Consider the following 20,438-nt stretch of genomic DNA (forward strand, 5'->3'; position numbering starts at 1 on the left):
TCCCCTCCACCACTCGGCTATCGCCGAGCGGTCCCCCTCCCCATCGCAAGTCGATGGGGAGGATATTAAACACGCAGCAACAAATGCTCGCGTTCCCAACTGCTGACCACCGACTGGTAGTTGAACAGCTCATAATCCTTCACCGCGTAGAATATCTCGAAGAAATCCTCGCCAAGCAGGTTGCGGACGGGTTTGCATGCCGAAAAGCGATCGAGCGCGGCTTCCAACGTGCGCGGCAGGGTGCGGGCGCGGTTATATGCGCTACCGGTTATCGCCTTTGCAGGCACCATCCGGTCGACCATCCCGATATAGCCACAGACCAGCGACGCGGCCATCGCCAGATATGGGTTGGAGTCCGCACCAGGCAGCCGGTTTTCAACGCGGCGGTTATGCTTGTCGGAAATCGGCACGCGAAATCCGCAGGAGCGATTATCCTCTCCCCATTGCACATTGATGGGTGCCGCGCTGTCCGGCCGCATGCGGCGGAAACTGTTCACATTGGGCGCCCAAAGCGGCGAAATTTGCGGCATGAACTTGACTAGGCCGGCAATATAGCTGCGAAACATCGCGCTATCCTTGCCATTGGCGTTAGAGAACAGGTTTTTACCCGTTTCGGCATCGACCACCGACTGGTGGATGTGCATCGCGCTGCCCGGTTGCCCCGCCATCGGGTTTGCCATGAAGGTCGCATAGACGCCGTGCTGCTTCGCCACCGCGCGGACCACGCGTTTGAACAGAAACACCTGATCGGCAAGTTTCAACGGATCGCCATGGAGAAAATTCACCTCCAGCTGTGCAGCACCCATTTCATGGATCATCGTATCGATATCGATCTTCATCAGTTCGCAATCGTCATAGATATGATCGATGATATCTTCATATTCGTTCATCGCCTCCAACCCATAAGGCTGGCTGGCAGTCTCGGCCCGGCCGCTGGACCCTGTCGGCGGAACCAGCGGGAAATCGGGGTCGACATTCTGGCTGACGAGATAAAATTCCACCTCTGGCGCGATGATCGGTTTCCAGCCTTTGGCGGCGTATAAACCCAGCACTTTTTTGAGGATGGCGCGCGGGGCCAACTCCACCTCGGTGCCGTCGCCATTATAAGCATCGGCAATGACAAAGGCGGTGGGCGATTTGAAGCCGGGGGCAATGCAAATCGTATCCGGATCGGCGATCAATATCTTGTCAGGGTCCTTGTCCCAGATATCCTCGATATCTTCGGGATAATGTCCGTCGATCGTGCAGATAAAGATGCTTCCGGGAATGCGGAGTGACTTGTCACTGACCGAGGAGAGGAATTTTTTTGCAGGCAGAACCTTGCCGCGCTGCACCCCGTTAATATCGGGAACGATACATTCGACTTCGTCGATTTTGTTTTCGGCGATCCAGTTCGCCAGATTGACAGACATTGTTTTTCACCGGTTTAGGGCCGGAAATGGACCTGCCGCATAAGGACATGCCGGGCTTGAACAGTCAAGCCCGGCATGCAAATTTGGATTTGCCGGCCCGAAGGCCAGCGAAAAATCAGAAGCCGTAGCTGATGGAGAAGACCGCACCGGCCTTGCCGAGACCACCGACAAAGCGGTTGGTATCGACATAAGATGCACCGAGCGTAAAGCCTTTGACTTCAGCGGTTACACCCAGTGACCAATCGATCTTGTCGTTGCCAAACGCGCCATCTTCATAACCGACCGAACCCGTGAAGGTCAGCGGAGTATCGGGGATGCCGATCGAGGCATTGGTGCCGATATAGACATTGTCGGTGTTGCCTGTGCCGTCCTGGCTCGGTGCATAAGCGAGCATCGCGCCAATAGTTGCCGGGCCGACCGTGGTGCCAACCTTGCCGATGATTTCAGCATAGTTGAATGCCGAAACGCCGGGGTAGATGTAATAGGTAACGCCAAGATCGTATGTTACGGCATCCCCGCCGGCAAAACCGGCGTAGATGTCGAGTTCAAGATCATCGCCAGCATTGTCGGCGATGTTCGAGCCCCAGGCACCTAAATATAAGCCCGATTCATGGCTGATGGTGATGGTGGGCTGAACCGCAAAATCCTTGTCCGACAGCGAAACGCCGCGGAAACGATAGTCGGAAACGACTGCGATGCCGCCCGAAACGGTGATCGGACCTTCGGCTTCTTCAGCGGCTTCTTCCTGCGCAAAGGCAGGAGCTGCAGCCGAGATGCTGCCCAGAGCAACGCAAGCTGCGGCCAGCTTGAAAACAGATTTACGCATATTATTGACCTTTCTTCACTTAAACTCGCTGACAGTCGGCACAAAGGCCCCTGCCTCCAATATGGCTGTTCGTTCCCGCGAGTTCTGCCAGCTTCCACTTGTTGTATGGTTAATATCGCTGTCAGTGTGCAAGTGCACAAAAACAGCAAGACGCACCGCAATCAAGCCATTTTATGTCTGCAACATTGTCCTTTTTATAAGTTGTGGCATATCGGTCACAGTCAGTCGGCGCCCAACGGCGCCCAACAAGGACCGAATCGATGCGTGAAAACGACCCTTTGGCAGCATTCTGGATGCCCTTCACCGCCAACCGCGCCTATAAAGCACACCCGCGCCAGTTGGCCGCTGCCAAGGACATGCATTATTGGGATGTCTCCGGAAACCGCATCCTTGATGGCACCTCTGGCCTGTGGTGTAGCAACGCAGGCCATTGCCGCGCGCCGATTGTGGAGGCGATCTCGAAAACGGCGGCGAGCATGGATTTCGGCCCGACCTTTCAGTTGGGCCATCCGCTTGCCTTTGAACTCGCATCCCGTGTCGCCGAACTGATGCCAGAAGGACTCGACCGCATATTCTTCACCAATTCGGGCAGCGAGTCAGTCGATACCGCGCTCAAGATCGCGCTCGCATTGCAACGGTCACGCGGCCAGGGGACGCGCACCCGACTGGTCGGGCGCGAGCGCGGCTATCATGGCACCGGCTTTGGCGGAATTTCGGTCGGCGGCATCGTCAATAACCGTCGCTGGTGGCAGGGGCTACCCGGTGTCGATCACCTGCCGCACACCCATGATTTGGCGCGCAACGCCTTTTCAAAGGACTTTCCGGCGCACGGTGCGGAACTGGCAGACGACCTTGAACGACTGGTTACACTCCACGGCGCCGAAACGATTGCGGCCGTTATCGTTGAACCGATGGCAGGCTCCACAGGTGTTCTAATTCCCCCGGTCGGTTATCTGCAGCGGCTGCGCAACATCTGCACCAAGCATGGCATTATCTTGATCTTTGACGAGGTAATCACCGCCTATGGCCGCGTCGGCGGCGCAACCGCCGCTGGAACTTGGGGCGTAACGCCCGACATTATCACTATGGCCAAGGGCCTGACCAACGCCGCCGTCCCGATGGGTGCAGTCGCGGTCAGCCGCCAAATCCATGATGATGTGGTCAACAATGCGGCGGACGGCATCGAGCTGTTCCACGGCTATACCTATTCAGGCCACCCGGTCGCCTGCGCGGCGAGCCTTGCGACGCTTGATCTCTACCGTGACGAAGGGCTGTTCGACAAAGCCGACGAATTGGGTGCCTATTGGGCCGACGCCGCGCACAGCCTTCGCGGCAAGCCGCATATCATCGACATCCGCACCATCGGACTGGTCGCCGGAATCGAACTCGAACCCCGCCCCGGCGCCCCCACAAAGCGCGCCACTGAGTTGTTCCATGCCTGTTTTGACAATGGACTATTGGTGCGTGCGACTGGAGACATCATCGCGCTATCTCCGCCGCTGATTCTGGAGAAGGCGCATATTGATGAGATGTTCGGGAAGATCGGGGAACTGCTCGAGACGATCGGTTAGCGCCGACCGAACAGGCGCCTGAAGAAGCCCGGCCTCTCCTCCTCGGCCTCAACCAGCACCCGCTGGCGCAGGCTGCTGCCCGAAAACTCTTCGGGGATTTCTTCCATGTTGCGCTTGATGGTAACCGCAAGCTTCGGGATCCGCGCCATTTCGACAATGACCGCCGATTTCGCCATATAGACTGAGCTGATCTCGGGCTTCATATTGTGCATGCCGACCAGTACCGGCACATTTTTGCGCAGCCCAAAGCCTTCGACCAACGCCTTCACAGCCTGATGATAACGCACTGAGCGCAGCATCGACGTCAGACGGAACTCGACATAGAGCAAGGGCGCGGTGTCGGCGGCCAGCCCGTTCTTTTCATCGAGCACATGCATCTGGTCGCGGAAATAATATTGGCGTTTGTGGTGCAGCAATGCGGTGTTCAACTGGCTGAGGCCGTTGATCTCCAGATAGGCCTCCATATCTTCGCCCAGCCCCCACCAGCTTTCGTCTTCGGTCAGACTTGCGGCGAGCAGTTCCTCGCGCGACATCTCGGAAAAGGCGAGATGCTCGTCGCTGTAGAACACCACTTCGATCATCGGATGGTGGGTCACGCTTTTGTCTTCGAACACCAGATCGGGCTCGTTCGAAATCATGATGTGGACTGCGGTGATCGGTTCGCCTTCATATTGCGAAATCGAATCGCCAAGCTCCTCCCATCCGGCAATATCGACCGCCTCCTCGCTGAGATCGCGGCACAATTGGCCAAGCGGCGTATCGAGGCTGGCCAGGTCGTCTTCAAGGATTGCGGAAGCGGCATCCAGATCGCCCGCCTGCACCATTGCCTCTATGCGCTGGAAATAGGCATTTTCGACCGCTTCATCGGCCCATGCTTTTTGCAATTGATGTTCCATTGGGCCCCCGCCTCGAACAAATATCCACGTATGCGGGGTTAACGTCCAAAGCTTGTCATATTGTAAATCAGCCTAACAGCCTCGGCGGGACCGTGCGGTTGACGACTTCGCGAAGGGCAAAGGCCGTCTCGATCCGCGCTACTCTGGGCAATCGTGCAATTTCCTGACGGTGCACCCGCTCATAATCTTCAATGGACGCTGCCCGGACGGTGAGGTGGTAATCATTGCGCCCGCTCATCAAATGACAGCGCAAAATGGAGGGGCTCGATGCGACAGCTTGCTCAAACGCCTCCATCGCCTCCTCGCTTTGGCTGTCGAGTGTGATCGTCACCATCACCGTTGCGCCCATGCCCAGCTTGCGCAAATTCACATCGGCGCGATAACCGCGCAATATGCCCGCATCCTCCAGCGCCTTTTGCCGCCTTGACGCGGCGCTGGGCGAAAGCCCCGCCGCTTCGCCCAATTCCTGCTGCGTCGCCCGACCATTGGCGACCAGTGCGCCGAGTATCTTGCGGTCTATCCTGTCTATTTGCATATTTTGAGCGCCATTTTGTACAATTTCGGCATTTACCTGCATCAAACAGACAAAACTGTCCAGACTTTGCGCATTACACTTACACTCAGCGTGATAAAAGCGGCGTAACACCGCTTTTATGCAGGAGGCTATTATGCGCGTCGGCGTCCCCACCGAAATCAAGGTCCATGAATATCGCGTCGGACTGACGCCCTCTGCCGTGCGCGAATATGTTGCGCGTGGCCATCAGGTGATGGTGCAATCAGGCGCAGGCGCAGGGATAATGGCGACCGACGAGGCCTATAAAAAGGCGGGGGCCAAGATCGTTAAAACCGCAGAAGAAATCTTTGCCAAGGCCGAAATGGTGGTCAAGGTGAAGGAGCCGCAGCCCAGCGAATGGGTGCAACTGCGCGAAGGCCAGTTGTTGTTCACCTATCTCCACCTTGCGCCCGATCCAAAGCAGGCCAAGGGTCTGGTCAAATCGGGTTGCACCGCGATCGCCTATGAAACCGTCACTGACGACAAGGGCACCCTGCCCCTTCTCGCCCCGATGAGCGAAGTTGCCGGTCGTCTGGCCATCGAAGCCGCAGGCGAAGCGATGCGCCGTTCGGAAGGTGGCGCCGGTATCCTGCTTGGCGGCGTCCCGGGTGTTCCAGCCGGTCGTGTTACCGTCTTGGGCGGCGGTGTTGTCGGCACCCATGCGGCGCGCATGGCAGTTGGCCTTGGTGCCGAGGTGACTATAGTCGACCGCTCGATCCCGCGTCTGCGCCAATTGGACGAGCTGTTCCACGGTCGCGTGCGCACCCGCTATTCGACGCTCGACACTATCGATGCCGAAATCAGCATCGCTGATGCTGTCATCGGCGCGGTCCTCATCCCCGGCGCGAGCGCACCCAAGCTGGTAACCCGCGCCATGCTCAAGCATATGAAGCCCGGCTCGGTGCTCGTCGACGTTGCGATTGACCAAGGCGGCTGCTTTGAAACCTCAAAGCCCACCACCCATGCCGAGCCGACCTATGTCGTTGATGGTATCATCCATTATTGCGTTGCCAATATGCCGGGGGCCGTTCCGCAGACCAGTGCCGCTGCGCTCAACAATGCGACCCTGCCTTATGGTCTTGCCCTCGCCGACAAGGGGCTCGAAGCGCTGCATGGGCATAGCGAAATCGGCCGCGGCCTGCTTGCTGGTCTCAACGTCCACAAGGGCAAGGTGACCAGTAAAGCGGTTGCCGAAAGCTTGAACATGAAGTTCGTCGACCCCGAGGTTGCACTGGCCGATTGATTGCGCCATCCTCTCTCTTGAGGACATAAGAGGGAGAGGCACATGGCCAAAAAAGCGGTTATCGCAGCGGCAGCGCTTGCGGTTGCAACATCGGGTGCGCAGGCACAAAGTGAGCGCAAACAGCTCGATGCGGCTGCAAGCGATCCGGCCAAGCTCGGCTGGATGCAAGGCACACCGCCGCCTGCCGACAAGCAGATCAAGTTCGATGACGGCAGCTATTTCCGCTTCCCGCAGCTGCGATGGAGCTTTTCGAACTGGCGGCAGTTTTTCGCGTCGCAACCGCTCCATCGCGGCGATGCCCCCGCCCATGCCTTTCCGCGCACCGAGCGCGATGACATCGACGCGCTGACCTTTACGCCGCTGGGCAGCGACACGCCGATGAGTTGGAAAGAGGCTCTTGGCGCAAACTACACCGACGCCATTGTCGTGCTGCACAAGGGCAAGATTGTCTATGAACGCTATATGGGCGTCACCACACCCGCGTCGCAGCACATCACATTCTCGGTGACCAAATCCTATATCGGTACGCTAGCCGCAAGTCTTGCGGCAGAGGGCAAGCTTGATCCGGACAAGCTGGTTACCGACTATATTCCCGAACTGGCCGGCAGTGGCTTCGCAGGCGCGACTGTCCGCCATGTCATGGATATGACGACCGGCATCGCCTTTGACGAAACCTACACCAATCCTGACGCCGACATTATCCGTCACGCCCGCGCTGGCCGGGCGGCACCGCGGCCCGCAGGTTATGACGGCCCTGACGGCTTCCTCGCTTTCCTACCCACCATCGGCAAGCAGGGCGAGCATGGCGAACGCTTCACCTATCGCACCGCCAATAGCGACGCGCTTGGCTGGATCATCGCGCGCGCAACCGGCGTTCCGGTTCGCGACCAGTTGGAGCAGCGTTTCTGGTCAAAGCTCGGCATGGAACAGGATGCCGCCATTGTCGTCGATGCGCAGGGCACGCCTTTCGGGGGCGGCGGCCTTATGCTGTCTGCCCGCGACATGGCGCGTTTTGGCGAGATGATGCGGCTGGGTGGCAAGTGGAAAGACAAGCAAGTCGTTCCCGCCGCGGCTATTGCCGATATCGCCAAGGGTGGTGGCAAGGCGGAGTTCGCCAAAAACGGGGCTTACCCGACCCTGCCCGGCTGGACTTACCGTAACCAATGGTGGATCAGCCATAACGACCACGGCGCCTATATGGCGCGCGGCATCCACGGACAGGCGATCTATATCGATCCCAAGGCCGAAATGGTCATCGCCCGCTTTGCCTCGCATCCTGTCGCCGGCAATGTCGCCATCGATCCGACCTCAATCCCGGCCTACGAAGCGCTGGGTCGATATTTCGCCAGCGGTAAATAGAGCGATCGGCCGGAATAGATTGAAACATCAAGGATAAAGAGCTTCAATTCATTTCGACTTTAGCGCTATTCTTCGCCTTCATCTCTGCCGAATAGAGCCGACCTGCAAACACCATCGCAGCCGCGCTAAGCAAGCAAGGTAGCGGTAGAAATTTGAGCGCGACGAGCAGATCATATTGATCGGAGAGCCAACCGGTGACGATCGGTCCCGGCGCAAGTCCGAGCAGGTTGTAGGCGAGTGCAAGTACCGCCATCGACGTGCTGTGGATTTCTCTTGGGGTGGCGTTGGCGACCATCGATCCGGTGACCCCGGTGATCCCGGCAACTACCAGTAGGGCGCCGCCAATCAGCACAAGTTGCAACTGCCCCGGTGGCGAAAAAAATGCCCCGGCAAACAGGGCTGCGGAGAGAAGCGAGAAGCCAATCGACAGCTTGGGCGTGATCGCCGGATCGCGGCGGGCCATCCGGTCGACCAGAACTCCGCAGCTGACCATTCCGATCGCACACAGCATCAGGAAAATAGCGGTGCTCCGCCCGGCAACGTCCAAGGCCATTCCGTAGTGACGGGTGAACAAGATAGGCAGGAACACAGCTAATGTGCCCGTGCAGAACAATTGGATACCCCCGGCGAAATAGGTCAATGGCAGCAGTGGTCGGCCAAACAGCAGGCGCGCCAATTCTCTCCATTCCAGTCGCTTGCGCTCGGGCGGGGTTCCGAGCCGATTCTCACGCACAACCATCGGGTAGATTAGCGCCAGCACCAGTCCGAAAATGCCAATCGCCACAAAAGACGATCGCCAGCCGTGGGTTGCTGCGATTTGCGCCCCCAAAATGACGCCCGCCATCTGGCCTGCGATCGATCCTGCGAGAAACGACGATGACAATGTCGCGCGCATGTGCGTCGGGAAAACCGCCAGCACCACCGCGATGCCAACGCTGCCATAAGCAGCCTCACCAACGCCGACGAACAGCCGTGCCGCCAGCATCTGCGGGTAGCTTTGCGCCCAGGCCCCAGCGAGCGTCGCGAGGCTCCAGAGAAGCGCCATTGCGACCAGACTCTTCACCCGTCCGAACCGATCTGCAATATAGGAAAGCGGCAGGGTGAGCAGCCCGACGGCAAGCGCAACCACGCTGGATAGCGAAGCAAGCTCGGCATCGCTGAGCGACCATTCGCTTTTGATCTGCGGCCCGACCGCGGCGAGCACTTGCCGCGCCATATGGTCGCTCATCAACAGGCCAAAGCTGAGCGCAAAAACCACCCAGCCATATGCGGAGGCACGCGAGGGGCCAGGGCTGTCATCGATTACGATCGGTCCTGCCACCTAGAACATCCCTCCAGTTGGGCTGATTGTCTGGCCGTCAAGATAGTGTTTATCACCCGATAGATACAGGACAAGTTCGGCATATTCGTCCATCGTTCCCAACCGTCCGGTGGGAATGAGCTGGAACAGACGGTTACGCACTTCTTCGCCGATTTTTTCCAAATAGTCGTCGAACATCGGTGTCGCCACGCCAACCGGAGCAATGGCCTTGACGAGAATATTGGCCCCTGCCACTTCAGCCCCAACCGAGTGGGTGAAGGCGATAACGGCACCCTTGGTCGCCGAATAATGCGGGCTGTGGGCGCTGAACATCGACATCCCTACGATCGAAGCGATATTGACGATCCGTCCATAGCGGCGCGGCTCCATTCGGCGGAGCGCTGCGCGGGTGCAATAGAATAGCCCGTGGACGTTGACCGCCCAATATTTGTGCCACTCCGCATCGCTCATAGTTGCCGTGAGCCTAACGCTGTCACGTTCGACCGGGATGGTGAGCCCTGTTTAATGTTTGTCTCGCCGCACTTCATCATCCGTCCCTCGGAGCGGAGAGTCCGCGCGCTTTCATCTCCTCAACCAGCATGGGGGCGCCCAAGGCCACCGAGTGGATGCCAAGCACAGCAACACATTCGAGCACGGCCATAACCTCTTCCGGCGTAGCGCCTGCATCGAGCGCCTTGGCGATGTGCCGACGGGTGCCGGGTGCGTACATATGGGTGCATGAGGCATCGACCGCGATTGCAATCAACTCATAGGTTTTGGGATCAAGCACACCCTTGCGGACCGGCAATGTGCCCATGTCCAGAAACTTCTCTATCCATTCGGAATCGAGCGCCGCGATTTCGTCCCACGCCTTGTTCCATTGCCCGCTCGCACGGGCGGCATCGCTGATGGGTGTTTCGCTCATTGTCGCCTCCCCATTGATATTATTGGGCAAGAGGCGAAGGGTATTGCCCTCCGCCTCTCAGTCCGGTTCAGGCTGCCATCAACGGCGCGCTGCGCACATTTGCTACGCCGAAATTTTTGTTGCGATTGGGAAGCCAGCCATTCTCGCGCAAGGTTTCCTCAACGCTCGAATAGAATGTTCCAATCTTGTAAATGCGGCGGGCCTCCTCGCCTGTTGCGATCGGGCGGTAAAGCTCCTCGGAAATCCGGACCATCTTTTCAATCTGCTGGACCGAGGTTGCACGCTCGCCCTTGCGGCCCCAGAGATTGTCTTCCTGTCCAACGCGGACGTGGAAGCCCATCGCGATGCCCATCGCGCACAGCGGATAGACATTGCGCATCAACCCTTCGACTGTGAACACCGCATTTTGCGGCAGCCGGTTGATGAATTCCATCAGGTTGCGCGGATTGGGGCCATCATGGCCGCCGCCAATGGCGACCCAGTTGAGCACCAGCGGCCCCAAATAATGGCCGCTTCGAACCAACCGCTCCACGGTTTCGAGATCGCGAGCACAGCCGACCATGAAATGGGTCTGGATCCCAGCCGCCGTCAGCCGCTTCATATGCTCCTTCATGAACTTCGGCCCGGCCTCATAATACATTTCGGTATAGGCCTCGGCATAGTTGGTTTCGCCCATCGAGGTGCCGCGCGCATCATCCTCGGTGATCAACTCCATCACGTTCATCTGGTTGGTGTTGACCGCCAACGTGACCTGATCGGGTGCAGGGCTAAGATTGGCGAGCATGTGCCTTGTGTCGTCTGAAAGCCACAACGCGGCCTCGCCGTCATTCTTGGGCGCAAAGCTGATCGAGCCGCCGACCTGGAGGATCATTTTCGGGACAGCTGTCCGCAGCCGGTCCAGCATCTCGTTGAACCGGTCGAGATTTTTTGAACCGCTGCCGTCGGGTTCGCGCACATGGACGTGGAGAACGGTTGCACCCGCGTTATAGCAATCAACCGCTTTCTGAACCTGCTCAGCATAGCTCAGAGGAATATCGTCGCTGTCGCGCGGGAAGAAGCTGGGAGCATAAGGCGCGACTTGAATTACCAGCGGATCCTGGGTTTCGGGAAGCAGGCTATCATCAAAAAACTGCATTGGGATTCTCCTTCAGTCTGTCTTCAAATCGGGGTTAGGTTGTTCGATCTTGGGCATGGCGCACACGGCGTCGAGCCAGTCTATGGCGCTGGCGCTCCACATCTGCATCTTCGGGCGCAGCGTACCGGCCTGCCGCGCGCTCGACAGGCGCAGCGAATAGGTCGTCGCATTTTCAAACTGCGACCCATAAAGTGGCGTGCCGCAGGTTCCGCAAAAGCTGAGCAAGCGTGGAGAACCGCTCGCGGCGATCTTCCGATAGGCTTTGGGGCTACCGCGCAGCAGCGTGAACGCCTCTTTCGGGATCAGAGTTCCCCAGCGGAACGGCCCGCCCGAAAGTATCTGGCAATCGGTGCAATGGCAGATGAGGAGCTTGTCCGGATCAATCTCCGCCTCCCAGGCGATTTCGCCGCAATGGCAGGTGCCGTCGATCTTCATCACGCGTCGCCGTCCGGTCGATAGGCCGTGGGCGTGACGCGATCAGACCATGAAGCGACGCGGTGAAGCAACCGCAACTGATCGCCGATGTCGGCTGACACTCCGTAGTGGCACGTCGCAAAATTATCCCAGATCGCGACATCGCCCGCTTCCCATTGATGACGGACTTGCAGCTCCGGTATTTTCGGCATTTCATTGGCAATCTTGAGGATAAGCTCGCTCAATTCTGCGGTGTAGCCATGAACGCGCTTCACATAGCCATTGCCGACGAACAAGCACGGCTTGCCTGTCGCATGATGCGCAATGACGGCGGGATGGGTATGTGCTTCGCCGAGAGCCGCAATCTTGTCTGGCGACATGCTGGCATCGCCAAAATCGTGCCGGAGCATCAGATAGAGCGTGTCGTGATCAATCTCGATATTCAGAAAAAGCTGCTTCAGCGCATCGGGCAGCCGCGCATAAGCAGATGTCATGCTGGACCACATGGTGTCCGCGCCGAACGGCACCTGATCCGCCTGCAGGATCGACATGATGTTCGGGTGTTTGCGGCTTGTTACGTCATGATGCCAGATGTCGGTTGTGGTTTTGGCCTTTTCGGATTGTAGCTTGCGGATGATCACCACTTCGGGATGGCCCTGATCTGCCATGGTTGGGGCATAGCTATGGGTTTCCAGCTGGTCCCCGAACGCCCAAGCAACAGCCTTCATCGCGTCAAAAGACAGATGCTGTTTGCGCGCAAACAGAACGCCATAGTGCCACAAGGCCTCTCGCAAATCTACCGCCGCTTCATCGTTCAGGTCGCCGAGATGAAAATCTTCAATCCACCCGCCAATGACCGGCGTGCGCGGCGTCACACGAAAGTGGCGATACTGGCGTTCCTGCAAAATTATACTCTCCGCCATTGCCTCACTCCAAATTGGTCTTGCGTGCTTAACTCAATATGGTCGATCGCCAATGATCGTCGCACGGTTCATGCGACGGATGCAGGGTGGGTAGTCCATCACGGCATAATGCTGGGTGCAGCGATTGTCCCAGACGGCAACCGAACCCGGCGTCCAGCGCCAGCGAATCTGATATTCAGGGATGGCTGACTGCGAAATCAGATACTGCAGCAGGTTTGCAGCACCGGGATGCCAATCCTGACCTACGCGGACGCGCTTGGCCGTGTGATAATTGGTGAAATGGGTGATGAACCCGCCAGTGTAGAGGCACTTGCGACCTGTGACGGGATGGGTGCGCACCACCGGATGCTCAGGATCAGGAAAGCGTTCCTTCATCGCCAGTCGCTCGTCGGCGGGCTTGGCGGCCATGAACGTCGCCTCCATGCTGTGACGCGCGCGCAGATCGGCAATGTCTTCCTTGATATGATCCGGCAGCTGCTCATAGGCCAGCTCCATATTGGCCCACATCGTGTCGCCGCCGACCGGCGGACATTCGACGCAGCGAAGCACCGCGCCCATTGGCGGGCGCTCCCGCCACGCCGCATCGGTATGCCAGGAATTCTCATAGCGTTCCGGCGGGCTCTCGGGACTTTTCCATATATGGATGATACCCGGCTCGCTATCCGCGCTAGAGGCAAGCGGATGATCTTCAAGCTCTCCGAAACGACGCGCGAAAGCGGCATGTTCGGCGTCGCTTATTTCCTGCTCACGGAAAAACAGGACCTTGTGCTTGATTAGCAGTTCGTTCACCTCTCCTGCAAGGTCATCATTGCGGCCAACTTCGGCTAACTTGATACCGCTAATTTCGGCACCTAAAGCGCAAGTGAGTTTTTCCACATGCATGACTATTCTTCCGTCACAAAAATTGATGAACCGATAGTCTTTCCAGCCTCGAGATCGCGGTGTGCTTGAACGCACTGGTCGAGGGTGTAACGCTGGCCGATCTCGACTTTGATCCGGCCTGCCGACAGATGATCAAACCAGAACTTGGCAAGTTCGGCGCGCTCGACCGGGTCGGCGAAGAAGTCGGCAAAGGCCGGACGAATGAAATAGACCGAGCCCTGCAGCATCAGCTGGAACGCATCGATCGGCGGGAACGGGCCCGACGCGGTCCCGCAACCGACCAGCACGCCCCGACGACGCAGCGACTTTAAGGAGCCCTCAAAAGTATCCTGGCCAACCGAATCGAAAACGGTCTGCACACCTTCGCCCTCGGTCAGTTCCTTGACGCGTGCGGGCACATCCTCGTGGCGATAATAGATGATTTCATCGCAACCCAGCGAGCGGGCCTTGGCGGCCTTTTCCTCGCTCGAAACCGTTCCGATCACCCTGAGGCCGAGAAGCTTGGCAACCTGCACGGCGAGCAAGCCTACCCCGCCGGCAGCGGCGTGGAGCAGGATCGTATCCCCGGCCTTTAGCCGTGGATCAGCCTTCATCAGCCAATAACAAGCAGACAGCCCGCGCATCGTGGATGCGGCCGCCGCCTCAAACGAGACCGAGTCCGGCAGCTTGAACAGAGGTGCGGCAGGCATTACCCGTTCGGTTGCATAGGCGCCCAAAGGACCGCCATTGTAACTGACCCGATCGCCGACCGCGAAACCTGATACACCTTCGCCAACGGCCTCGATCGTGCCTGCGCCTTCAACGCCGATACCGCAGGGCGGCTGGACCGGATAATAGCCCGAACGGAAATAGGTGTCGGCAAAGTTGCAGCCAATGGCTGCATGCCGGATGCGCACTTCACCCGGCCCGGGCGCGCCGACCGTTGCCTGCTCGATCTTCAGTACATCCGGAGATCCTGCCTGTTGCATGCGAACGACTGTCGCCATTTTCCCGATCCTCCCCTCACTTTGGGACGGAATAATGCACAGCTCGATTGGCGCTTTTCATTTCACACATTTGGCTTATCATTTGGCGACATGTCAGCCCTTGTTCGTGCCGCGACACTTATCAACTATCAGGCGGTGGCCCGCAAACATGGGCTCAATACTGCACCTTTGCTGCGCCAGATGGGGCTTTCCCGCGCGCTCATCGACAATCCCGACCAGCTGATCCCTGCTGTAGCCGTCGTCGAACTGCTCGAAGCATCGGCGCGGGCTACACAATGCTACAGCTTTGGATTGCAAATGGCGGAAGGGCGCAGTCTGTCCGACCTTGGCCCCGTCAGCCTGCTGATCGCGCACCAACCGTCGTTGCGTGATGTGCTGCAAACGATCATCCATTATCGGCACCTTGTGAATCCCACCCTCTCGATGCTGATCGAGGAGGAAGGCGACATTGCCATTGTACGCGAGGAGTTGACCATCGGGGGGGATGCCTTGCCACGGCAGGCAAGCGAACTCGCGCTGGCAGTGTTGCTCGGCTTTTTCCGTTTGGTATTGGGTGCGCACTGGAAACCAGTGTCGGTGTCGCTGATCCATCACAGGCCTAACGATCTTTCCGACCACCATCGCGTCTTTGGCTGTCCGCTGGATTTCGGAAGTGCCCAGAGCGGGATTGTGTGCCTTACGCGGGATCTTGACCGCCCCAACCCGCAAGCCAATGCCGCCTATGCGATGCACGCACGGCAGTTTATCGAGGTCCAGTCGCGACCAGAAAGCCGGTCTTTGGGCAGCGACGTTCGCCAGGCCATTATCCTGCTGTTACCCAGCGGCCGGGCATCGATCGCCACTGTCGCGCAAACGCTCGGCCAGAATGTCCGAACGATGCAGCGTCGCCTTGATACCGAAGGCTTGGTATTCTCCGATCTGCTCGACGAAGTGCGACGCGAACTCGCTCTGCGCTATCTGGATAACCCGAAGTTCAGGCTATTACACATCGCCGAAATGCTGGGCTATGCAACGCCCGCATCATTCACGCGCTGGTTTGTAGCGCAATTCGGCGAACCGCCCTCAAGGCGGCGAGGAATAGCACTCTAGGCCTTCGGAGAGCGTGTGGCTTTCGAATAGCATCCGCAGAAATGCGAGGAAAATGGTGGCAGGGCTAGTATCGAACTAAAACAATAACTGTATGAATAACAAGTGTTTTTACGTTCTTTTACTTTTTATTTCCCCACATTTACCCCCACACGGCGGGCGCGCTGGAGCAAACTACCGTTCGATTAACCGAGAAATTTTTCGGACTGATTTTTGAACAGATTTTTGCAATTCGAACGCATTCTTTGATGCAACTACCCACAACCGTCAGCCCCTTTCAAGTGAAGCCACTTAACGGTGAAATTGAGACTGCCATCAATTAGAATCCGGAACGATGCTGACAGTGCATCGGACGGGTTTGCCAGAAGCGCTTGCTTTCTTGATACAGCCAGAAATGATTTGACGGTTGGCCTGCGCCATTCTCGCTGCCTGCACAACGGCACTCCATGCTTGGGGATCGTCTGCACTCATAAGTCTGGTGCCTGCCTCCCACCCAGATGCTTCATCCAGCATCTCCGCCGCCATGCGTTCGGGCCAGTGCCAGCTCTCCGGCACGGAACCGGCGATAGTTCCGGGAAGGAAAGACCATAGCAGGATGCCGCCGAGCACTCCGCCTCCGACCGCCTGAAACACCGTGCGGCGTTGGTCCGCGTTGGTGCGGGCGTGGGATGTGACACCGCGCATATCCTGCGCCGCTTGCCGCAGCTCATTATATGCGTTGTTCATCCGCGTTTGATCGCCGCGCCGCGCCGCCTCCGCTGCGGCTTCGATCCGCCTGCCAAAGCTATCGGGCGTCACCTGCATGGCCGGGTGTTCCTCGATGCAATCAAGATTCTCCGCCATCTCTTCGAGCCGCTTTGTCATCTCCGTCAGGGTCGCCCCATAGTCAGGGATAACGATGTCCGCTCGCTCGGCGGCAAGATGCTGGACCGCGCGCCGCATGAGGGCCATTTCGCCTTCAAGGCGTGCAAAGGCCTCGGCAGCGGGGTCGCTCTCGACCTCGGCAGACTTTGACTGGGGCTCGGCTTCCGCCTCCGCATCGATGTCCAGTGTCACTTCTTCGGTATCGGCATTGTCCACTTCATTTCTCCTAAAGGCTCATTCCAATCGAGCGGGTCCGCTCGAACGACACAGACGCGGCAAGGTCGCGGGACAAGTCGCGCCCGATATCCTTGCCGAGACCAAGTTCCCGCGTCCGATTGCGGAGCAGCGATTCCACCTGTGGATCGCGCTCCAGCCCTTTCGCCATGTCGGCCATGCGTCCCGCGACGCGGCGCGCGCTATTGTCGTTGCCGTTTTGCTGCATGGCCGCGCGTGCCTGCCCTAGCTGCTGCCAGTCAGTCACAAAGCGGTCGGCGCGCTGCACCGGATCGGCTCGGATTTCAGACTCAAGCTGCATGGCGCGGATTGTGCCTTGGCTGCGGCCATCGGCTGCTTCGCGGATGAGTTCAGGCTGCCGCTGCAAAGCGCTGGCAAGATCGGCGGCGGCATGGGGCTGAATCGCGTCGAGTGTCTTCGCTGCCTTGTCGAGCGCGTCGCGCTGATGAGGTAGGACCGGCAATCCTTGCTCGCGCATCTTCGCCATATCGTCGGCGGCACGCGCAAAGCGTTCGACCGCACGGCGCTGGTTCGACAGGTCTGCCTGTTCGGTTGGCAGCGGTTCCAGCTTCTGCGCCTGCGGGCGGAACGCGGCGAAGATAGATTTCGCGCGCTCCGGCAACTGTCGTGCAATCTCCACAAGACGCTCGCGAAATGTAATGCCGCGCCGCTCGGCAAATCGCTGTTCCGGGCTGTAGTCGCTCGCCATGTCTTTGCCGTGCTCGCGGCTAAGGGTGCGGACGAGTTTCGACTGATCGGCGAAGTCATCGCGTCCATAATGCAGTTCTACGCCGTCACGGTGGCGCGACAGCGCAACATAGGCACCGTGGCTGTCCATGCCCGGCGTGGCGAGCACATGCGCCCGGTCAACCGTCATGCCCTGCGCCTTATGGATGGTGGCGGCGTAACCATGATCGACATGCGCATAATCTTTGGTGTCGAAGGCGACGCTGCGGCCATCGTCGGTACGCACCGCCATACTCTGCGGCGTCACCTGCTCAACGATGCCGAGCGTGCCGTTCTTGACGCCAAGCCCGCGCTCGTTGCGCAGAAACATGATACGGTCGCCGCTGGCAAATTGACGTTCGCCGCGCTCGGCCTTGATCGACACATCGTCACCCAAGCCGCCTGCGACACGCATACGCCCGCGAGCGGCTTCATTGAGTTCGCGCACCTCGTCATTGGTGTGGGTGAGAATGATCCGTGTATCACTGGGGCTAGCCTGCCTTTCGCGATCCCAATGCTCGATCAAATCCTCGCGTGCGACCTCCCGCGTCGCGGCAAGATGCACCATGCCGCGCTCGCCATAGGCATGAATGGCCTGCCCCGTGCGTCCAGTGGCAAGGTGCCGGGTGGCGTCCTGCTGCCAGCCTTGGTGCTGGCGGCGGACTTCGCTGATTTCCACACCGCCATGCCGTTCGTGGATGGCACGGAACGCCGCTCCGGCTTCAATGGCCTGCAACTGTTGCGGGTCACCAACCAGCACGACTTTCGCGCCTGCATCTGCGGCGTGTGACAGCACACGCTTCATCTGGCGCGTACCGACCATGCCCGCCTCGTCGATAACAAGTACGTCGCGCGACGTGAGCTGTTCGCGGCCCTGTCCCCATTGATGTTCAAGGCTGGCGATAGTGCGCGAAGCAATGCCCGAACCCTGCTCCAAACCTTCGGCGGCAATGCCGGATAGCGCCGCGCCGCGAACGGTGTGGCCAGCGCTTTCCCATGCCTCGCGCGCGACGCCGAGCATCGCGCTCTTGCCGGTCCCGGCATAGCCAACGACAATGCTCAGTCCGCTTTTGTCGGTCACATGCTCGAACGCCGCGCGCTGCTCTCCCGATAGCAGCAAGCCGCGCTCCTCGGCGCGCGCCAGCGCGCTCATTTGCTTGTCCTCGCCAACGCGATGCCGTTCGCGCTCCGCCATCAATTCCGATGCGCGCTGCAACCGCTGCTCGGTCTCGATCATCTGGCGCGATGTGAAGCGTTCGTCGCCGCGTCCGTCTTTGCCCAAAGCGATGAAATCGGGCGATCCGCGCACTGCACTTAGCGCCGCATCGAACTGCTCTTTTCCGTCGCTGTGCCGATGCACGAATATGGCAAGGTCGCGGTTCGTGAAGGTGGCTTGGCTGTGCGTGATCGCGTCGAGCGCGACATTCGGATTAGCGATGATCCGCTCGCCATTGCGCTGTGCGATGGCGCGGTGCTCCTCGATGCGCTCGGCCTCAAGCCCACGACCGCCAATGCGTAAGGCAGCCGGGCCGATCTTGTCCTGCGGTTCGAGGCCGATACCCTGCGCTTCAAGGCTGCGATGATCGACGCGCGCGTCGATATCGAGCTCCGCCAGCCGCTGGTTGACATGCTCGGCCCAGCGTTCGCGCCATTGCTCGACCAGCTCGGTCTTGTTCCAGTCGCGCACCTTCGCGCCAAAGCCGTCCTTTCCGACTTCGCGCATGGTCAACATGACATGGGCGTGCGGCTTGGCCTGCCCGTCCTTGCCGATGTCCCAATGCACATTCAGATCGGCGATCATGCCCTTCTCGACGAACTCGGTCTTCACAAAGTCGCGGGCAAGCGCAATGCCTTGGGCCTTGTTCATCTCGCGCGGGATGGCGAACTCGACGTCGCGCGAAAGTTGCGCGTCCTTTCGCTTCTCTGCTGCCTCGACCGCGTTCCAGAGTTTTTCCCGGTCGGCAAACTCGGGCGGCGCACCTTCGGGCAGCATCACTTCGGAATGAACGACGCCGTCCTTGTTCGTGAAGTCATGGTCACGGTCGAGCCGCTCATCGTGCAGGCGTTCGGCTCCGCGATAGGCCGCTGCCGCCACAGCGCTGCGACCGCTGGCGCGGCTGATGACTTTGACCGAGAGATGGAAGATAGCCATGATGGCAATCCATCTACGCCACTAAAGCCACGTCGGCACGACGTATAAGCGCGCCCTCCCATGATAAAATCCTGCTCGGGACTAGGTGGTGTCAGACTGTCTCGAGTACTCTACAGCATTAGGAGAAGCGCGATATTATGATGGGTGCATCAACTCTCAATGGAGACACAAGATGCGTAAACCCCGTGATATTGATTCGGAACTGAAGGCACTTGCCGAAAGGGCAAAGCAACTCAAAGAACGCCGCGTCCAGCAACTTGGTGAACTGGTAATTGCCACCGGAGCCGACGTGATGGACGCCGAAACGCTTGCCGGTGCTTTACTATCCATCGTCGAAATCACCGACTCTGCAAAAAGGGAGAGCTGGCGCAAACGCGGGGCAGCCTTCTTTCAAGGGACGGCACGAAACCGTGGCGAAGGAACTGAAAACAAGCTGGACGGCCCTCGCACGGCTGACGGCGGTACGGCACCGGCTTGAAGCACGAAAAGCACGTACAGACATGCGCGAATGGCAAATCAAAAGACGCGAGCGCACGAAGCAATTGATCGAGCTGGGCGGACTTGTTGTGAAAGCCGAACTTGTCGACCTAACCGACGATGATCGCGCGACGCTCTACGGTGCGTTCCTGACGGTCGCCATCAAACTGCGCAGCGAGGATCGCGAGCAGGCGCTGGCGATTTGGAAACGTAAAGGGAAGCGAGCGTTCGAGGATCAAAACTCGACGCCCTCATTGATCGACCAGCGGAAATAACAACTTGGCGAGGCGCCCGGCACAGAGTGAAAAAGCGCACAATTTCGAGTTCTGTGATAGCAGTGCGTGGGGGGTCGATGCCGCAAGCTCAACCGCTTGACCATCCACCGGCTTATGCACATGCTTGACAAAATTAACGGAAATATTTGGGTGAAGGTGTCCATTTTACTGCGCTATCGTTTCTCGAAGCGTTCGCTAT

At 58.8% G+C, this 20,438-nt stretch carries 20 protein-coding genes; 6 read left to right on the forward strand and 14 right to left on the reverse strand.

Features of this window, described 5'->3' with window-relative positions:
- Positions 1-65: 65 nt before the first annotated feature.
- Positions 66-1,412: a glutamine synthetase family protein gene (locus ABL922_RS06235; protein WP_349023346.1), complete on the reverse strand. Its 1,347-nt coding sequence runs from the start codon at positions 1,410-1,412 to the stop codon at positions 66-68.
- 115 nt (positions 1,413-1,527) lie between these two features.
- Entirely contained in the window at positions 1,528-2,238 is a 711-nt protein-coding gene (locus ABL922_RS06240; protein ID WP_349023347.1) for a TorF family putative porin, read from the reverse strand.
- 260 nt (positions 2,239-2,498) lie between these two features.
- Here ABL922_RS06240 and ABL922_RS06245 point away from each other — a divergent pair, with 260 nt between their 5' ends.
- Complete coding sequence (locus ABL922_RS06245) at positions 2,499-3,809, forward strand: aspartate aminotransferase family protein (RefSeq protein ID WP_349023348.1); 1,311 nt, start codon at positions 2,499-2,501, stop codon at positions 3,807-3,809.
- On the opposite strand, the gene ABL922_RS06250 is transcribed toward ABL922_RS06245, so the two are convergent.
- Together ABL922_RS06250 and ABL922_RS06255 are read right to left on the reverse strand one after the other, a co-directional pair.
- Positions 3,806-4,705 (reverse strand): hypothetical protein, encoded by a 900-nt coding sequence (locus ABL922_RS06250; protein WP_349023349.1) that lies wholly within the window; start codon positions 4,703-4,705, stop codon positions 3,806-3,808. The genes ABL922_RS06245 and ABL922_RS06250 overlap by 4 nt on opposite strands.
- A 67-nt stretch (positions 4,706-4,772) precedes the next feature.
- Positions 4,773-5,240: an Lrp/AsnC family transcriptional regulator gene (locus tag ABL922_RS06255; RefSeq protein WP_349023350.1), complete on the reverse strand. Its 468-nt coding sequence runs from the start codon at positions 5,238-5,240 to the stop codon at positions 4,773-4,775.
- Between the two features lie 133 nt (positions 5,241-5,373).
- Between ABL922_RS06255 and ald the strand changes: the two genes are divergently transcribed.
- The gene (ald, locus tag ABL922_RS06260; RefSeq protein WP_349023351.1) at positions 5,374-6,501 is read left to right on the forward strand and encodes an alanine dehydrogenase; all 1,128 of its coding nucleotides are present in this window, start codon (positions 5,374-5,376) and stop codon (positions 6,499-6,501) included.
- Between the two features lie 42 nt (positions 6,502-6,543).
- Positions 6,544-7,860, forward strand: coding sequence for a serine hydrolase (locus ABL922_RS06265; protein ID WP_349023352.1), 1,317 nt, complete (start codon positions 6,544-6,546; stop codon positions 7,858-7,860).
- Between the two features lie 43 nt (positions 7,861-7,903).
- Here ABL922_RS06265 and ABL922_RS06270 read toward each other — a convergent pair whose 3' ends face one another.
- The 8 genes from ABL922_RS06270 to ABL922_RS06305 all read right to left on the reverse strand — a co-directional run bounded on the left by ABL922_RS06270 (position 7,904) and on the right by ABL922_RS06305 (position 14,425).
- The gene (locus ABL922_RS06270) at positions 7,904-9,181 is read right to left on the reverse strand and encodes an MFS transporter (protein WP_349023353.1); all 1,278 of its coding nucleotides are present in this window, start codon (positions 9,179-9,181) and stop codon (positions 7,904-7,906) included.
- Positions 9,182-9,631, reverse strand: coding sequence for an SDR family oxidoreductase (locus ABL922_RS06275; protein WP_349023354.1), 450 nt, complete (start codon positions 9,629-9,631; stop codon positions 9,182-9,184). It lies immediately after the preceding gene.
- Positions 9,632-9,707: 76 nt separating this feature from the next.
- Positions 9,708-10,085: a carboxymuconolactone decarboxylase family protein gene (locus ABL922_RS06280; protein WP_349023355.1), complete on the reverse strand. Its 378-nt coding sequence runs from the start codon at positions 10,083-10,085 to the stop codon at positions 9,708-9,710.
- Positions 10,086-10,152: 67 nt separating this feature from the next.
- Positions 10,153-11,220 carry a 3-keto-5-aminohexanoate cleavage protein gene (locus tag ABL922_RS06285; RefSeq protein ID WP_349023356.1) on the reverse strand — a complete coding sequence of 356 codons (1,068 nt, stop codon included), beginning with the start codon at positions 11,218-11,220 and terminating at the stop codon, positions 10,153-10,155.
- A 12-nt stretch (positions 11,221-11,232) separates the two neighbouring features.
- Positions 11,233-11,655: a GFA family protein gene (locus ABL922_RS06290; protein WP_349023357.1), complete on the reverse strand. Its 423-nt coding sequence runs from the start codon at positions 11,653-11,655 to the stop codon at positions 11,233-11,235.
- Positions 11,655-12,557, reverse strand: coding sequence for a TauD/TfdA family dioxygenase (locus ABL922_RS06295; RefSeq protein WP_349023358.1), 903 nt, complete (start codon positions 12,555-12,557; stop codon positions 11,655-11,657). The genes ABL922_RS06290 and ABL922_RS06295 overlap by 1 nt, the downstream gene beginning before the upstream one ends.
- Positions 12,558-12,590: 33 nt before the next feature.
- Positions 12,591-13,439 carry a TauD/TfdA family dioxygenase gene (locus tag ABL922_RS06300; RefSeq protein ID WP_349023359.1) on the reverse strand — a complete coding sequence of 283 codons (849 nt, stop codon included), beginning with the start codon at positions 13,437-13,439 and terminating at the stop codon, positions 12,591-12,593.
- A gap of 2 nt (positions 13,440-13,441) precedes the next feature.
- Positions 13,442-14,425: a quinone oxidoreductase gene (locus ABL922_RS06305; protein ID WP_349023360.1), complete on the reverse strand. Its 984-nt coding sequence runs from the start codon at positions 14,423-14,425 to the stop codon at positions 13,442-13,444.
- A 90-nt stretch (positions 14,426-14,515) separates the two neighbouring features.
- Here ABL922_RS06305 and ABL922_RS06310 point away from each other — a divergent pair, with 90 nt between their 5' ends.
- Positions 14,516-15,514, forward strand: coding sequence for an AraC family transcriptional regulator (locus ABL922_RS06310; RefSeq protein ID WP_349023361.1), 999 nt, complete (start codon positions 14,516-14,518; stop codon positions 15,512-15,514).
- A gap of 312 nt (positions 15,515-15,826) precedes the next feature.
- Here ABL922_RS06310 and ABL922_RS06315 read toward each other — a convergent pair whose 3' ends face one another.
- Complete coding sequence (locus tag ABL922_RS06315) at positions 15,827-16,591, reverse strand: DUF6118 family protein (RefSeq protein ID WP_349023362.1); 765 nt, start codon at positions 16,589-16,591, stop codon at positions 15,827-15,829.
- A gap of 10 nt (positions 16,592-16,601) precedes the next feature.
- Entirely contained in the window at positions 16,602-19,487 is a 2,886-nt protein-coding gene (gene traA / locus ABL922_RS06320; RefSeq protein ID WP_349023363.1) for a Ti-type conjugative transfer relaxase TraA, read from the reverse strand.
- Positions 19,488-19,659: 172 nt separating this feature from the next.
- On the opposite strand from traA, the gene ABL922_RS06325 reads away from it, so the two are divergent.
- Together ABL922_RS06325 and ABL922_RS06330 are read left to right on the forward strand one after the other, a co-directional pair.
- A complete protein-coding gene (locus tag ABL922_RS06325; protein ID WP_349023364.1) occupies positions 19,660-19,965 on the forward strand; it encodes a conjugal transfer protein TraD in 306 nt (101 codons plus the stop codon).
- A gap of 22 nt (positions 19,966-19,987) precedes the next feature.
- A complete protein-coding gene (locus ABL922_RS06330; protein WP_349023365.1) occupies positions 19,988-20,239 on the forward strand; it encodes a conjugal transfer protein TraD in 252 nt (83 codons plus the stop codon).
- Positions 20,240-20,438: the final 199 nt, after the last annotated feature.

It is taken from the genome of Sphingorhabdus sp., assembly GCF_040079335.1.
Classification (GTDB): Bacteria; Pseudomonadota; Alphaproteobacteria; order Sphingomonadales; family Sphingomonadaceae; genus Sphingorhabdus_B.

Bases quoted from the DNA above. Each gene is read 5' to 3' on its own strand.
- ABL922_RS06265 (WP_349023352.1), top strand. From the start codon at position 6,544: ATGGCCAAAAAAGCGGTTATCGCAGCGGCAGCGCTTGCGGTTGCAACA.
- ABL922_RS06285 (WP_349023356.1), bottom strand. From the start codon at position 11,220: ATGCAGTTTTTTGATGATAGCCTGCTTCCCGAAACCCAGGATCCGCTG.
- ABL922_RS06245 (WP_349023348.1), top strand. From the start codon at position 2,499: ATGCGTGAAAACGACCCTTTGGCAGCATTCTGGATGCCCTTCACCGCC.
- ABL922_RS06290 (WP_349023357.1), bottom strand. From the start codon at position 11,655: ATGAAGATCGACGGCACCTGCCATTGCGGCGAAATCGCCTGGGAGGCG.
- ABL922_RS06325 (WP_349023364.1), top strand. From the start codon at position 19,660: ATGCGTAAACCCCGTGATATTGATTCGGAACTGAAGGCACTTGCCGAA.
- ABL922_RS06275 (WP_349023354.1), bottom strand. From the start codon at position 9,631: ATGAGCGATGCGGAGTGGCACAAATATTGGGCGGTCAACGTCCACGGG.
- ABL922_RS06310 (WP_349023361.1), top strand. From the start codon at position 14,516: ATGTCAGCCCTTGTTCGTGCCGCGACACTTATCAACTATCAGGCGGTG.
- traA (WP_349023363.1), bottom strand. From the start codon at position 19,487: ATGGCTATCTTCCATCTCTCGGTCAAAGTCATCAGCCGCGCCAGCGGT.
- ABL922_RS06255 (WP_349023350.1), bottom strand. From the start codon at position 5,240: ATGCAAATAGACAGGATAGACCGCAAGATACTCGGCGCACTGGTCGCC.
- ABL922_RS06240 (WP_349023347.1), bottom strand. From the start codon at position 2,238: ATGCGTAAATCTGTTTTCAAGCTGGCCGCAGCTTGCGTTGCTCTGGGC.
- ald (WP_349023351.1), top strand. From the start codon at position 5,374: ATGCGCGTCGGCGTCCCCACCGAAATCAAGGTCCATGAATATCGCGTC.
- ABL922_RS06250 (WP_349023349.1), bottom strand. From the start codon at position 4,705: ATGGAACATCAATTGCAAAAAGCATGGGCCGATGAAGCGGTCGAAAAT.
- ABL922_RS06280 (WP_349023355.1), bottom strand. From the start codon at position 10,085: ATGAGCGAAACACCCATCAGCGATGCCGCCCGTGCGAGCGGGCAATGG.
- ABL922_RS06330 (WP_349023365.1), top strand. From the start codon at position 19,988: ATGCGCGAATGGCAAATCAAAAGACGCGAGCGCACGAAGCAATTGATC.
- ABL922_RS06235 (WP_349023346.1), bottom strand. From the start codon at position 1,412: ATGTCTGTCAATCTGGCGAACTGGATCGCCGAAAACAAAATCGACGAA.
- ABL922_RS06300 (WP_349023359.1), bottom strand. From the start codon at position 13,439: ATGCATGTGGAAAAACTCACTTGCGCTTTAGGTGCCGAAATTAGCGGT.
- ABL922_RS06295 (WP_349023358.1), bottom strand. From the start codon at position 12,557: ATGGCGGAGAGTATAATTTTGCAGGAACGCCAGTATCGCCACTTTCGT.
- ABL922_RS06305 (WP_349023360.1), bottom strand. From the start codon at position 14,425: ATGGCGACAGTCGTTCGCATGCAACAGGCAGGATCTCCGGATGTACTG.